Below are 14,527 nucleotides of genomic sequence, written 5' to 3' on the forward strand. Positions count from 1 at the left end.
CCTCGGTGCAACATCATGAGCGTCTCGAACGACATTGATAGCTTGAGCCGGTGGCGCGGCCAGGATGTTGCGGCGTCGCTGCTTCCTAGCCGCAATGTTCTTGTGATTGCTGTGCTCACCGTCGTTTCGGTTGTCTTCCAGCAACGTTGGGGCACCATTCCGGATACGAGTTGGCTGACCACTGTCTGCGAGCGTATGCTCTCCGGTGAGCGGCTTTACTCGCAAATCCATGAGACCAATCCCCCGTTCAGCGTATGGCTCTATTTACCGCCAGTGGCTGCGGCCAAGTTGCTGGGAATCGCCCCGGAAGTCCTGGTTCAGGCTTGGACATACCTGGCCGCATTGATCGGGCTTTTATTCTCCGGCGCCATCATCAAACGCGCCGGGTTCACGGAAACGCCCTTGCTGTTTGCGCTGGGCCCGGCCTTCTACGCGATGCTGGTCATCTTCCCGGGCAACGTCTTCAGTGAGCGCGAGCACATCGGCATCGCGCTGTTCATGCCGCTGCTGGCGCTGCATGCCTGGCGGGCGCGAAAAGAGGCAAGCACGCAACCAAGCTCAGGTCTCGCCGGGCTGGCCGGCCTTTCTGGCGGGGTGCTCCTGCTGATCAAGCCTTATTATGCGATCATGGTGCTGGCGCCGGCGCTGCTCGTTGCAGCGCATCGGCGCAGCCTAAGACCGGTGTTCGCCCTGGAACACTGGGTGATCGGCGGCGTTTGCATCGCCTACCTGGCAGCGGTCACCCTGATCTATCCGGAATTTCTGCGCGACGTCTATCCGCAGCTGGCGGACGTTTATGCGAAGGGCAGTGCCTCCGTGCCTAGAATGGTGTACTACGGGTCTATCTGGCTTCTCCTTGTGTTCCTGGTTTGGTGGTCGTGGCCGGTCGGCCATTTCCCAGAACTGGCTGCTGTAGCGCTGGCAGCATCGATTGCCGGCTTGTTCCCGCTGTTCTACCAGACCAAAGGCTGGACCTATCACGCCTATCCGACGATTTTTTACGCCGTAGCGGCCATTCTTTGCTTGCTGGCTTTGCCGAGAAGCGAGCGGCAATCGGCAGGGCTGCTCTCCCGCCTGGCGGTTCCCCCGCGAGCCTTGGTGTCGCTGGCGATTGTGGCCGCCTTCGTACCGAACTGGGGCACTCAGAAGCCAGACGCGGTGCTGGTTGCCGCGATACGCGCCGCGACCGATCGACCAAACGTCGCCTTGATCAGTCCAGATATAGACACTGGACATCCGCTAAGCCGCATGATCGGCGGCCAGTTCGTTTCGGCCGATCCCAATGATTGGCTTGGAGCGTTTGCAATGGCTCTGTCCCGGCAAGCCGCGCTTTCGGGTGATGTCGCCCAGGCGACGCATTACCAGACGATCATGGAGCGTTACGCTGAAAGCAAACGCCAAGAATTTGAGCGTCTGCGCCCTGACGTTATTATCTTTAAGAAAATCTCTAGGAAAAATGATGGCCTTTGGACACGCCAGTTGATGGGGCGTTTTGGCTTTGACGCCATCCTGGCTCGTTACCGCGTGCTCGTAGAAGACGATGCCCTGCGCATCTATCTACGCGACGACTATGTCCGCCCCCATCCGTTGGCGGACGAGCGCTTTACGTCGGTGTCGTCACCCGCCGCAGCGTCAGATTGATGCGGCCGCCGTTCCGGAGCAGCGCCGACGTCGACGGGTAGATGCGGTCGACGCCGTGAAAGCAGAGCCGCCCTTCGCCGCCGAGCACGACGACGTCGCCGCTCTTCAGCCTGAACGATTTGGTGGTGCCGTCGCGCGTGGTCTGGCCGACCCGGAACAGGCAATCGTCGCCGAGTGAGACCGAGACGACAGGTGCGGAGAGATCGATCTCGTCACGGTCCTGGTGAAGACCCATCTTGGCGTCCTGCGAATAGAAATTGACCAGGCAGGCCTGCGGCGGGTGCGCATAGGCAGACACGTCCCGCCACAGTTCCAGCAGCATCTCCGGGATCGGCGGCCAAGGCCTTCCGGTCACCGGGTGGGTCGGCTGGTAGCGATAGCCTTGCTCCTTGTCGGTGACCCAGCCCAGCGGGCCGCAATTGGTCATGCGCACGCTCATCTCCTTGCCGGTGCGCGGCATCGCCGGCACGAACAGCGGGGCTTCCTGCACGACTTTCCTGACATCTTCCACCAGCGCTTCCTGCGAGGCACGCGACAGGTAGCCGAGCATATGGCGGACGCCTTTGGGCAGCACGAGCATCAGCTTGATCGTTTCATTGGGTCTTTTGAGAAAATGATGCCACCAGCTCATGAAGACGGCGACCCGAAATCCGCCTCCGACAGTGGCTGCGAACCTTACACCGGCGATCTGGAATCCGAAGCCGCTTCGGCAGCGCCGCGGCCGTCAATCATCCTCGACCCGGCCGCGCAGCTTCTTGATCGAGCCGCGCCCGGCTTTGCCCTTTAGCCGTCTTTCGACCGCGCCCTTGGATGGCCTCGTCTTCTTGCGTGGCGGTGGCGGTGGTTCGGCGGCCTTGGCGACCAGTGCCGTCAGCCGCGCGCGGGCGTCGGCCCGGTTCTGCTCCTGCGTGCGGAAGCGTCCGGCTTCGATGACAATGACGCCGTCCTTGGTGGCGCGCTGGCCGGCGAGCTTGATGGTCCGATCGCGCACGCGCTCCGACAGGCCCGGTGCATTGGCGGCATCGAAGCGCAATTGCACCGCCGTCGCCACCTTGTTGACGTTCTGGCCGCCCGGGCCGGACGAACGGATGAAGTCCTCGTGCAGGTCGCCCGGATTAATCACCGCATCGTCGGTAATGATGATCTTGTCGTCGGCGTTCATGCCGCAGTCATGGCGTGGCAGGCGAAAAAAGAAAAGGCCCGATCGAAACCGGGCCTTGAAGCGTCGCCATGTGGCGGGGGCTATTCCGCTGCGACCTGCATGCGTGGTGCAGAGCCGAGTACGGTGGCGTCGACATGGGCTTCGAACTTTTCGAAATTGTCGACGAACATACCGACCAGCCTCGCCGCTTGCCGGTCATAGGCGGGCTTGTCGATCCAGGTCGATCTCGGGTCGAGAATGGTGCGGTCGACGCCGGCAACCGTCACCGGTACGTCAAACCCGAAATTGGCGTCGGTCCTGAAGTCGGCCGCTTTCAGCGAGCCGTCGAGCGCTGCCGCAAGCAGCGCCCGCGTTGCCTTGATCGGCATCCGTTTGCCGGTGCCGTAGGCGCCGCCGGTCCAGCCGGTGTTGACCAGCCAGCAATCGACACCGTGGCATGCGATAAGCTCGCGCAGCAGATTGCCGTATTCCGATGGATGCCGCGGCATGAACGGTGCGCCGAAGCAGGTCGAAAATGTCGCTTCGGGTTCGGTAACGCCCTTCTCGGTCCCCGCCACCTTGGCGGTATAGCCGGAGAGGAAATGGTACATCGCCTGCGCCGGGGTCAGCCGCGCGATCGGCGGCATCACGCCGAATGCGTCGGCGGTCAGCATGATGATGTTCTTCGGGTGGTTGGCGCGCCCCGTCTTGCTGGCGTTTGGAATGAAGTCGAGCGGGTAGGCGCAGCGCGTGTTTTCGGTCAGCCCGCCATCGTCGAAATCCGGCACACGGCCGGCGTCGAGCGCTACATTTTCCAGCACCGTGCCGAAGCGCTGGGTGGTGGCGAAGATCTCCGGCTCGGCTTCGGCGGAAAGCTTGATCGTCTTGGCATAGCAGCCGCCTTCGAAATTGAAGATGCCATGCGGTCCCCAGCCATGCTCGTCATCACCGATCAGCGTCCGCGACGGGTCGGCCGACAACGTCGTCTTGCCGGTCCCGGAAAGGCCGAAGAAAACGGCCGCGTCGCCGGCCGGCCCTTCATTGGCCGAGCAATGCATCGGCATCACGCCTTTTGCCGGCAGCAGATAGTTAAGCACGGTGAACACCGACTTCTTCATTTCGCCGGCATAGGAGGTGCCCCCGATCAACACGATCATGCGCGAAAGATCGACGGCAATCACCGTTTCGTCGCGCGTGCCGTGGCGGGCGGGATCGGCGCGGAACGACGGCAGGTCGATGATCGTCAAATCGGGCACGAAATGCTCGAGTTCGGCGGCTGCCGGCCGGATGAGCAGATTGCGGATGAACAAGGAGTGCCAGGCAAGCTCCGTGATCACCCTGGTCGGCAGCTTCAGTTCCTCGTCGGCACCGCCGACCAGGTCCTGTACATAAAGGTCCTTTTCGGCTGCATGGAGGCGAAAATCTCCAAGCAGCGCATCGAACTGGATCGGCGAAATCGCCTTGTTGTTGTCCCACCACACATGCGGTGCGGTGCTTTCGTCGCGCACCACGAATTTGTCCCTGGGCGAGCGGCCGGTGTGCTGCCCGGTTTCGGCGGCAAGCGCGCCATGGGCGGTGAGTCGGGCCTCGCCGCGGCGGATTGCCTCCTCGTACAGCGAAGCCGCGCCGAAATTATAGCGCACCACGCCCGTGGTTCTCAGGCCGATCCGATCGATTGCGCATGCAGGATTGCGTTTGCCGGCTTCCGACATGGGTGTCCCTTCTTCGATTTACCGCGTCTTTACCGGCGAATTTCCGGAACCCCAATTGCAGGAGCTAAAAACGTCAAAATCAGAAAAGGCGAATGATATCAAATCATTAATCGATTTAAATATTTTGAAAGTTGTTTAAATCGTTTATATGTGCGAAAACATTGGTGGTTGCCCAAAGGATTGGCGATGTTCATTCGTCCAATCCATATCGAGGTACAATTGTGGCCGCCGGCATGCCGCGCGTGACAGCGGATAGAGTCTATGCCACATTTTGTACCTAATTTGTCCTGCAAAAGCCCCTTCTCGACGAAAGAAGGGACAGCTCATGAGGGAGCCGCTTGAAATGGCAACAATCGCGCTTGTCGACGACGATCGCAACATTCTGACTTCGGTTTCGATCGCCCTCGAATCCGAGGGTTATCGGGTCGAAACCTACACGGATGGGGCGTCGGCGCTGGAGGGGCTGGCGGCGCGCCCGCCGAACCTCGCCATCCTCGACATCAAGATGCCGCGCATGGACGGCATGGAGCTGCTGCGCCGGATGCGTCAGAAATCCGACCTGCCGGTGATCTTCCTGACCTCCAAGGACGACGAGATCGATGAACTGTTCGGCCTCAAGATGGGCGCCGACGACTTCATCCGCAAACCCTTCTCGCAGCGTCTTCTGGTCGAACGCGTCCGCGCCGTGCTGCGCCGCGCCAGCACCCGCGAGGCGGCTGCCAAGGCGCCCAACCAGCAGGCTCGATCGCTTGAGCGCGGCCAGCTTGTCATGGACCAGGAGCGCCACACCTGCACCTGGAAGGGCGAGCCGGTGACGCTTACTGTCACCGAGTTCCTCATCCTGCATTCGCTGGCCCAGCGTCCGGGCGTCGTAAAAAGCCGTGATGCGCTGATGGATTCGGCTTATGATGAGCAGGTCTATGTCGATGACCGCACCATCGACAGTCACATCAAGCGGCTGCGCAAAAAGTTCAAGGCCGTCGATGATGACTTCGAAATGATCGAAACCCTTTACGGAGTCGGATATCGGTTCCGCGAAGCTTGAGTCGAGCGGGAGCTGCTATTCGATGGCAGTGGAAGTAGAGCGAGTGAGACGGTCGGGCGCCGCCAGGCGCCCGCCGCGGATTCTGCCCGCCTTCGTGTCGAAAATCACGGTGCCGATGCGCCGATTTCTCGGCCATCACATCTTTTCCAGCCTGACGCGGCGCATCCTCTTTCTCAACCTTGCCGGCCTTGCCGTCCTGGTCACCGGCATTCTCTACCTCAACACCTTTCGAGACGGGCTGATCGACGCCCGTGTCGAGAGCCTGATGACCCAGGGCGAGATCATTGCCGGCGCGATTGCCGCATCGGCGACGGTCGAGACCGATTCGATCAGCATCGATCCGGAAAAGCTGCTTGAGTTGCAGGCTGGCGAAAGCCTCGGCCCGGGCTCCGATCAGCTCGACAATCTCGATTTCCCGATCAATCCGGAGCGCGTGGCGCCGGTGCTCAGGCGGTTGATCTCGCCGACGCGCACGCGCGCCCGCATTTACGACCGCGACGCCAACCTGCTGCTCGATTCCCGCCATCTCTATTCGCGCGGTCAGATCCTTCGCTACGATCTGCCGCCGGTCGAAGAGGAGCAGCCGGATCTTCTGGAGCGCATCCAGAAATTCGTCTTCGATTTCTTCCGCAATAAGCAGCTGCCCGTCTATCGCGAGCAGCCGGGCGGCAACGGTGCTGCGTTTCCCGAAGTGGTCAAGGCGCTTACCGGCAGTCCGTCGACGATCGTGCGGATCTCGGAGCAGGGCGAGCAGATCGTTTCCGTGGCGGTGCCGATCCAGCGCTTCCGTGCCGTTCTCGGCGTACTGATGCTGTCGACCGAAGGTGGCGACATCGACAAGATCGTCGCGGCCGAGCGCAAGGCGATCCTGCGCGTGTTCGGCATCGCCGCGCTGGTTACCGCTATCCTGTCGATGCTGCTGGCCTCCACCATCGCCAACCCGCTGCGCCGGCTTTCCGCGGCGGCGGTCAGGGTTCGCCGCGGTGTCAAGAACCGCGAGGAAATTCCCGACTTCTCCGACCGCCAGGACGAGATCGGCAATTTGTCGATCGCCGTGCGCGACATGACCAATGCGCTCTACGCCCGCATTGAGGCGATCGAAAGTTTTGCCGCGGATGTCTCGCATGAATTGAAGAACCCACTCACCTCGCTGCGCAGCGCGGTGGAGACATTGCCGCTGGCCAAGAACGACAATTCGCGCAGCCGGCTGATGGATATCATCCAGCACGATGTGAGGCGCCTGGACCGCCTGATCACCGATATTTCCGATGCCTCCCGTCTCGATGCCGAACTGGCGCGGGAAGACGCGGGAACTGTCGACCTGAAGAAGTTCATCACCGATCTGGTCGCCGTCTCGCGCGAGGCCACACGCAACAAGAAGGCGGTCGAGATCGAATTCAAGGTCGCCAAACTGCCGCAGGGCGTGAAAGGCTACTTCGTCGTCGGCCATGATCTGAGGATCGGCCAGGTGATCACCAACCTGATCGAGAATGCCCGCTCGTTCGTTCCCGAAGAACGTGGCCACATCACCATATCGCTGGCGCGCGCCGGCAAGTTCAACATCGTCACCGTCGACGACAATGGCCCCGGCATCCGGGCCGACAACATCGATCGCATTTTCGAGCGGTTCTATACCGACCGGCCGGCCGGCGAGGCGTTCGGCCAGAACTCGGGCCTTGGCCTGTCGATATCCCGGCAGATCGTCGAAGCCCATGGCGGCACGTTGAGCGCCGAGAACATCCCGGGCACCAAGCCTGGCGAGATCAAGGGCGCCCGCTTCGTGGTGACGCTGCCGGCCGAAGGCTGACGGATGAATTCCAATCACGCCTGGTCCTATTGTGCAGCCTGAAAACATTCACGGCACCGCCATCCTGATAGGTGATTGCGGCATTCTCATCACCGGACCGTCCGGCTTGGGCAAAACGACGCTGGCGCTCGCCTTGATCGATCATTGCAGCCAGCGCGGGCTGTTTTCGCGGCTGATCGGCGATGACCAGCTCTATGCTGCCGATTGCGAGGGGCGGCTGGTCTGCCGCGCACCAGTCAGCATAGCCGGCCTCGTCGAGGTGCCGGGATTCGGCCCCAAGCCGATACCATTCGAGCCAAGCTGCGTGATCGACCTCATTATCCGGCTGGTGCCAGCCGGCAAAATGGCCCGCTTCCAGGAAGACTGCAGCGAACTCGTTTTCGGCGTACCAGTGCCGCGCATCGATCTTGCCGGGCGCAATGTCGCGGCGGCCTTGCCGGCAGTGATGTCGCGCCTGTCGATTGCGCCTTTCCTTTGATCCGATTTGGATTTTTTGCTGCAATGCGTCAAATTGGTCTGGGCCGGCGCAATTTTGGGCTTGTCAACGGGCCTTGCGTCGACAAGATAGCGCTCCCGCCACCTGGAACGGTCGGCGAGCATAAAATGCGCCTGTGAAGCGGCGATGACGGGAGCCACCAAAGAATGATCGGACTCGTGCTTGTAACGCACGGTCAACTGGCCGCCGAGTTCCGCAATGCCGTGGAACATGTCGTTGGGCCACAAGACAATTTCGAGACCGTGGCGATCGGTGCCGACGACGATATGGAACAACGCCGCCGCGACATTATCGACGCAGTCGGCCGCGTCGATACCGGATCAGGCGTCATCGTTTTGACCGACATGTTCGGCGGCACGCCCTCCAACCTCGCCATTTCCGTGATGGAATCCGGCCGCATCGAGGTCATTGCCGGCATGAACCTGCCGATGCTGATCAAGCTGTCCAGCGTTCGCAAAGGCGACAACATGGCGGCCGCGCTGGATGAGGCGCAGGCTGCCGGCCGCAAATACATCAACGTCGCCAGTCAGCTCCTGAGCAGCAAATGAGCGCGCTGTTGCCGGAAAAGGACAAGATCGTTCGCGACTTTCCGATCGTCAACCAGCGCGGCCTGCACGCGCGCGCCTCGGCCAAGTTCGTTCAAATTGCCAGCGGCTTCAATGCCACGGTCCAGGTCGAGAAGGACGGCGTCAAGGTCGGCGGCACCTCGATCATGGGCCTGATGATGCTGGCGGCGAGCCCCGGCTATTCGATCCGCGTCACCGCCAGCGGCCCGCAGGCCGAAGAGGTCATCGATGCGCTGGAGCAACTGGTTGCTTCCCGTTTTGGCGAGGAATGCTGACGGCGCTCTCTCGTGTTGGTTGCCGCTGAAGACATGCACGGATAAAGATTTCTTTATATCCCATTGTCGTCCGACTCCCGATCTGCTAGTCAGGCCGGCAACTCGCGCCCTCCCACACGCCTTCGGGGCGGGGCGCGTCCCGCAATCAATTCGCATCGGAGCACTGCCATGACGGGTAGCAAGGATTATGTGGTCGCCGACATCGCGCTTGCCGGCTGGGGCCGCAAGGAGATCGAGATCGCCGAAACCGAAATGCCGGGCCTGATGGCCTGCCGCGAGGAATTCGGCGACAAGAAGCCGCTCAGGGGCGCGCGCATCACCGGCTCGCTGCACATGACCATCCAGACCGCGGTGCTGATCGAAACGCTTAAGGCGCTCGGCGCCGATATCCGCTGGGCTTCCTGCAACATCTTCTCGACCCAGGACCACGCTGCCGCGGCCATTGCCGAGGCCGGAATTCCGGTGTTTGCCGTCAAGGGCGAGACGCTGGAGGATTATTGGGTCTACACCGACAAGATCTTCCAGTGGGCCGATGGCGGCACCTCCAACATGATCCTCGACGACGGTGGCGATGCCACCATGTACATCCTGATCGGCGCCCGCGCCGAGGCCGGCGAGGATGTGCTGTCCAATCCGGGCAGCGAAGAGGAAGAGATTCTGTTTGCCCAGATCAAGAAACGCATGCAGGCATCGCCCGGCTTCTTCACCAAGCAGAAGGAAGCGATCCGCGGCGTCACCGAAGAGACGACGACCGGCGTCAACCGGCTCTATCAGTTGCAGAAAAAAGGCCTGCTGCCGTTCCCGGCGATCAACGTCAATGATTCCGTCACCAAGTCGAAATTCGACAACAAATATGGCTGCAAGGAATCGCTTGTCGACGGCATTCGCCGCGGCACCGACACGATGATGGCCGGCAAGGTCGCGGTCGTCTGCGGCTATGGCGACGTCGGCAAGGGCTCGTCGGCTTCGCTCAAGGGTGCCGGTGCCCGCGTCAAGGTCACCGAGGTCGATCCGATCTGCGCGCTGCAGGCAGCGATGGACGGTTTCGAGGTGGTCACGCTCGAAGACGCGGCACCGACGGCAGACATCGTCATCACCACCACCGGCAACAAGGACGTCGTTACCCTCGACCACATGCGCCTGATGAAGGACATGGTGATCGTCGGCAACATCGGTCACTTCGACAACGAGATCCAGGTGGCGTCGCTGCGCAACCTGAAATGGACCAACATCAAGCCGCAGGTCGATATGATCACCTTCCCGGACGGCAAGCGGATGATCCTTTTGTCGGAAGGCCGTCTGCTCAACCTCGGCAACGCCACCGGCCACCCGAGCTTCGTCATGTCGGCGTCCTTCACCAACCAGGTGTTGGCCCAGATCGAGCTGTACACCAAGCCCGGTCAGTACGAGAACCAGGTCTATGTCCTGCCGAAGCATCTCGACGAAAAGGTCGCGCGCCTGCATCTCGATAAGCTCGGTGCCCGCCTGACCGAACTGTCCGGCGAACAGGCCGCCTATATCGGCGTCACCCCGCAGGGACCGTTCAAGCCGGAACACTACCGCTATTAACCACGGCGAAACTTGCCACTAGATATTGAAGCCGGGCGATTGACTTTTCGCCCGGCTTTATTTTTGCGCTGATTGATTCTTCACGCCGATTCGCGCAAGCGCTATGGTGCTGATTCGCGGTCCGGGGACGAGGCCCGGGCGCACGCATCAGGGCGGTCTTGCATTCAGGCGGCGAAGAGGACCAAGACATGCCGGGGGATAACCCGCCTTGCGCGGGACAGGCCGTTTCCGGCGGCCATAACGATTCGATCACGGGCTCCGCTGCCAGAGGCGGCAGCCTTTTATGCCGTGCCGGCAGCCGTGTCGGGGTGCTGCTTGCTTCTTCCTCGCTGGTTGGTCCGCTGCTTGGCTTTGCCGCACATGCCCAAACCCGCGTGGCGCAAAAGGCCGGGCTGTCGGTCAGCACGGTCGAGGTCATGCAACTCGCCATGTTTGTCGGCGTCATGGGGGCGGCATTGCTGTCGGCCATCTTTCTGATCCGCGAAAGGGCGCGCACCGCGGCGGAAAATGCCGAGCTCAGGACCCGCATCGCCGACGTCAATGCCGCGCTGCAGCGCTCCGAGGCGCTGCTCCATTCCCGCGACCAGCGCGTGGTCGTATGGGCCGCCGAAAACAAGAAACCCGAGCTTGTCGGAACATTGCCGATCGAGAGCGGCGCGCCGGAGGACCGGGCGGCCTTCCTGGCTTTCGGCCGCTGGCTGATGCCGCGTTCGGCGGCCGCGTTGGAACATGCCGTGGCGGCGCTGCGGGACAAGGCAAAGCCCTTCGATCTGGTCATCGAATCGCAGGCCGGCCAGCCGCTCGAGGTTCACGGCCGCAAGAGTGCGGCGCATGTATTGGTTCGCTTCGTCTCGCTTTCGGAGACACAGCGAAGCCAGGCCAGGCTGAAGATCGAGAACCAGCGCTTGGCCGCCGACCATGAGACGCTGATCGGACTTCTCGATGCGCTCAAGATGCCGTCATGGCTACGCACCGTCGACGGGCGGCTGAAATGGGTCAACCGGGCCTATGCCGAAGCGGTCGAGGCCGAGAATGCCGAATCGGCGGTTCGTGACAGCAAGGAATTCCTCGGCGGCCAGGCGCGCGACACGATTGCTGCGCAGCACAAGTCGCACCCCGTCTTCGAACAGACGCTCTCCACTGTGATCGAAGGCGACCGCCGTATGTTTGCCGTGACCGACTTTGCCGGGGCGGATGGTTCGGCTGGTCTTGCCTGCGACATCAGCGCCATCGAGGCCATTCGCGCCGAGTATGAGCGGACCGTGCAGAGCCACGCCGATACGCTCGATCAGCTCAACACTGCCGTGGCGATTTTCGATACCGACGAGAAATTGCGGTTTTTCAATCAGGCGTTCCAGAAACTATGGGGCCTCGACAGCGGCTTCCTGCACAGCGCGCCGGACAACGCCTTGCTGCTCGACCGCCTGCGCAGCGAAGGCAAGATTGCCGAGCAGCCCGAATGGCGGCGCTGGAAAGAGAGCTTGCTCGGCGCTTATCGCGCGGTTGAATCGCAGGAGCATTGGTGGCATCTGCCGGACGGCAAGACCATTCGCGTCGTCGCCAACCCGCAGCCCAAGGGCGGCGTCACCTGGGTGTTCGAGAACCTGACCGAGAAGATGGACCTTGAAAGCCGCTACCAGACCGCCGTCCGGGTTCAGGGCGAGACGCTCGACAACCTTGCCGAAGGCGTCGCTGTATTCGGTCCCGACGGCAGGCTGAGATTGTCCAACCCGGCCTTCGCAGCACTGTGGGGGCTGGATGCCGATGCCTCAAAACCCAACGTCCATGTCTCGACGATCCGCGACCTTTGCGACCGCCGTGCCGTCGACAGTCCGTGGGGCGGGTTCGTTGCCGCCATCACCGGCTTCGACGACGAGCGCCGCGACCGCCACGGCCAGACCGAATTGAACAACGGCACCGTTTTGCGCTACGCCGTCATCCCCTTGCCCAACGGCCAGGTGATGATGACCTTCGTCGACGTTACCGACAGCGTCAATGTCGAGCGGGCGCTGAAGGACAAGAATGAGGCGCTGCAAAAGTCCGACCAGATCAAGAACGAATTCGTGCAGCACGTCTCGTATGAGCTGCGCTCGCCACTCACCAACATCATCGGCTTTACCGAGCTTCTTTCACTGCCGTCGACTGGTCCGTTGAACCAGAAGCAACGCGAATATATCGGGCATGTCGGCTCGTCCTCCTCGGTCCTGCTCACCATCGTCAACGACATCCTCGATCTGGCGACGGTGGATGCCGGCATCATGGAACTCGACATTTCCGAAGTTCACATCGATCGAACCATTACAGCCGCCGCCGAACTGGTCGCCGACCGACTGGAGGAACATGCGATCAAGCTTAGGATCGACGCAGCGGCCGCGCCGAAAACCTTCCACGGCGACGAAATCCGGGTCCGCCAGATCCTCTACAATCTGCTCAGCAATGCCGCCAATTACGCGCCGGAGGCGAGCACCATAACGCTCGCCTGCCGCCAACTTGCCGACGGCGTGGAATTTTCCGTTCACGATGACGGCCCTGGCATGCCGCCGGACCTGCTTGACTCGGTGTTCCGGCGCTTCGAGCCGCGCACCAATGGCGGCCGCCGCCGCGGCGCCGGGCTCGGCCTGTCGATCGTCAAGAGCTTTGTCGAACTGCATGGCGGCAGCGTCCGCATCGAGACCGGCAGGGACAAGGGCACTACGGTTGTTTGCGCCTTTCCCGACACGCCGTCCGGCATCCGCGCGGCGGCCGAGTAGCGCGTTCGATGGCGGTATTGGTGCTGGAGCGTTTTCTCGCCGACGAGGCTGCGACGGCAAGGCTTGGTGAGGACCTCGCCATGTCGCTGCGCATTGGCGACGTGCTCGCTCTCAAGGGCGATCTCGGCGCCGGCAAGTCGACCTTGGCGCGGGCGCTGGTCAAGGCACTGGCCGACGATGCCGGCCTCGACGTGCCGAGCCCGACCTTTACGCTGGTCCAGAGTTACGACACGCGTGTGCCGGTCCATCATTTCGATCTCTACCGCTTGGGCGCGGCATCCGAGTTGGACGAGCTGGGTTTCGACGAGGCGCTGACGCAAGGGGCCGCACTGGTCGAATGGCCGGAACGGGCAGAGGCATATTTGCCGAAAACCTCGGTGCTGGTCGAACTTCTCCAGCAGGGCGACGGCCGATTGGCGAGACTATCGGGAGGGGGCGCCGCCTTCGAGCGCGCGGCGCGATCGCTGGCCATGCGCGATTTTCTCGGCCAGGCCGGTTGGGGCGAAGCGCAGCGGCGATATTTCATCGGTGATGCCTCGGCTCGCTCCTACGAGATCGTCACGCTCGCCGGATTTCCGCCGCGCGTGCTGATGAACTCGCCAAGGCTGGTGCTCGGACCGCCAGTCCGCGACGGCAAACCCTATGCCGAGATCGCCCACACCGCGCAATCCGTTTCGGCGTTCGTCGCCATTGACTGTGCCTTGCGGGCCGGCGGCGTCAGCGTCCCGGAAATCCATGCCCAGGATCTCGACCAGGGTTTTCTGCTGCTGGAGCATCTCGGGTCCCAAGGGTTCCTGGACAAGCGCGGCCAGCCGGTGGCCGAGCGCTACGCGGCGGCGGCCGAACTGCTTGCCATGATGCACGGCAAAACATGGCCGGCCAGCATGCAGGCCGGCCCCGGCGTCTTCCACGAGGTGCCGCCTTTCGATCGCGACGCCATGATGATCGAGGCCGAATTGCTGGTCGACTGGTATGTCCCTGCGATATCAGGCGCTCCGCCAAGCGAGGCGTTGCGCGCCGGTTATCGCAGCGAATGGAATGCGGTGCTCGATCGGCTCGAGGGGCGCGAATACACGCTAATGCTGCGCGACTTCCATTCGCCCAACCTGATCTGGCGCGGTGACCGTTCCGGTCACGATCGTCTCGGCGTCGTCGATGTCCAGGATGCGCTCATCGGTCCGTCAGCCTACGACGTCGCCTCGCTCGCCATGGACGCGCGCGTCACCATTTCACCTGAAATCGAAAAGCACACGCTCGCCGCCTATATCGCCGCGCGACGCGACGCCGGCGTCTTCGACGAAGACGAATTCCGCGAAACCTATGCAATCATGGCCGCACAGCGCAATTCCAAGATCCTCGGCATTTTCGTGCGGCTCGAAAAACGCGACAGCAAGCCTTATTATCTGAAGCATCTGCCGCGCATCCGCGATTATCTTCGCCGGGCGCTGGCGCATCCGGCGCTGGCCGGGCTGCAGGATTTCTACATCGCCCACGGCTTGCTGGAGGAACGCTCGATTTGAAGGCT

The 14,527-nt window shown here is 62.2% G+C and carries 12 protein-coding genes; 9 read left to right on the forward strand and 3 right to left on the reverse strand.

Annotated elements, in window-relative coordinates; all coding sequences use genetic code 11:
* Positions 1 to 15: 15 nt before the first annotated feature.
* Positions 16 to 1,641, forward strand: coding sequence for a hypothetical protein (locus NKG95_RS26135; protein WP_353042912.1), 1,626 nt, complete (start codon positions 16 to 18; stop codon positions 1,639 to 1,641).
* Here the strand turns inward: NKG95_RS26135 and NKG95_RS26140 are convergent.
* The 3 genes from NKG95_RS26140 to NKG95_RS26150 all read right to left on the reverse strand — a co-directional run bounded on the left by NKG95_RS26140 (position 1,604) and on the right by NKG95_RS26150 (position 4,494).
* Positions 1,604 to 2,221, reverse strand: coding sequence for an alpha-ketoglutarate-dependent dioxygenase AlkB family protein (locus tag NKG95_RS26140; protein ID WP_353042913.1), 618 nt, complete (start codon positions 2,219 to 2,221; stop codon positions 1,604 to 1,606). The two genes, NKG95_RS26135 and NKG95_RS26140, sit on opposite strands and share 38 nt — an antisense overlap.
* A gap of 144 nt (positions 2,222 to 2,365) precedes the next feature.
* Positions 2,366 to 2,803, reverse strand: coding sequence for an alternative ribosome rescue aminoacyl-tRNA hydrolase ArfB (gene arfB, locus NKG95_RS26145; RefSeq protein WP_353042914.1), 438 nt, complete (start codon positions 2,801 to 2,803; stop codon positions 2,366 to 2,368).
* Positions 2,804 to 2,883: 80 nt separating this feature from the next.
* On the reverse strand, positions 2,884 to 4,494 hold the full coding sequence (locus NKG95_RS26150; protein WP_353042915.1) for a phosphoenolpyruvate carboxykinase: 1,611 nt from the start codon (positions 4,492 to 4,494) through the stop codon (positions 2,884 to 2,886).
* Positions 4,495 to 4,837: 343 nt separating this feature from the next.
* On the opposite strand from NKG95_RS26150, the gene NKG95_RS26155 reads away from it, so the two are divergent.
* The 8 genes from NKG95_RS26155 to tsaE all read left to right on the forward strand — a co-directional run bounded on the left by NKG95_RS26155 (position 4,838) and on the right by tsaE (position 14,522).
* Positions 4,838 to 5,539 carry a response regulator transcription factor gene (locus NKG95_RS26155; protein ID WP_023677547.1) on the forward strand — a complete coding sequence of 234 codons (702 nt, stop codon included), beginning with the start codon at positions 4,838 to 4,840 and terminating at the stop codon, positions 5,537 to 5,539.
* A 22-nt stretch (positions 5,540 to 5,561) separates the two neighbouring features.
* Positions 5,562 to 7,346, forward strand: coding sequence for a sensor histidine kinase (locus NKG95_RS26160; protein ID WP_352484482.1), 1,785 nt, complete (start codon positions 5,562 to 5,564; stop codon positions 7,344 to 7,346).
* 31 nt (positions 7,347 to 7,377) lie between these two features.
* Entirely contained in the window at positions 7,378 to 7,824 is a 447-nt protein-coding gene (locus NKG95_RS26165) for an HPr kinase/phosphorylase (protein WP_023718279.1), read from the forward strand.
* Between the two features lie 164 nt (positions 7,825 to 7,988).
* A complete protein-coding gene (locus tag NKG95_RS26170; RefSeq protein WP_023718280.1) occupies positions 7,989 to 8,390 on the forward strand; it encodes a PTS sugar transporter subunit IIA in 402 nt (133 codons plus the stop codon).
* On the forward strand, positions 8,387 to 8,683 hold the full coding sequence (locus NKG95_RS26175; protein WP_023718281.1) for an HPr family phosphocarrier protein: 297 nt from the start codon (positions 8,387 to 8,389) through the stop codon (positions 8,681 to 8,683). Before NKG95_RS26170 ends, NKG95_RS26175 begins: the two co-directional genes overlap by 4 nt.
* A 168-nt stretch (positions 8,684 to 8,851) precedes the next feature.
* The gene (ahcY, locus tag NKG95_RS26180) at positions 8,852 to 10,252 is read left to right on the forward strand and encodes an adenosylhomocysteinase (protein WP_352495247.1); all 1,401 of its coding nucleotides are present in this window, start codon (positions 8,852 to 8,854) and stop codon (positions 10,250 to 10,252) included.
* Between the two features lie 188 nt (positions 10,253 to 10,440).
* Complete coding sequence (locus NKG95_RS26185; protein ID WP_353042916.1) at positions 10,441 to 13,002, forward strand: sensor histidine kinase; 2,562 nt, start codon at positions 10,441 to 10,443, stop codon at positions 13,000 to 13,002.
* 8 nt (positions 13,003 to 13,010) lie between these two features.
* The gene (gene tsaE, locus NKG95_RS26190; RefSeq protein ID WP_353042917.1) at positions 13,011 to 14,522 is read left to right on the forward strand and encodes a tRNA (adenosine(37)-N6)-threonylcarbamoyltransferase complex ATPase subunit type 1 TsaE; all 1,512 of its coding nucleotides are present in this window, start codon (positions 13,011 to 13,013) and stop codon (positions 14,520 to 14,522) included.
* Positions 14,523 to 14,527 lie beyond the last annotated feature (5 nt).

It is taken from the genome of Mesorhizobium sp. M1423, from assembly GCF_040317575.1.
Classification (GTDB): domain Bacteria; phylum Pseudomonadota; class Alphaproteobacteria; order Rhizobiales; family Rhizobiaceae; genus Mesorhizobium.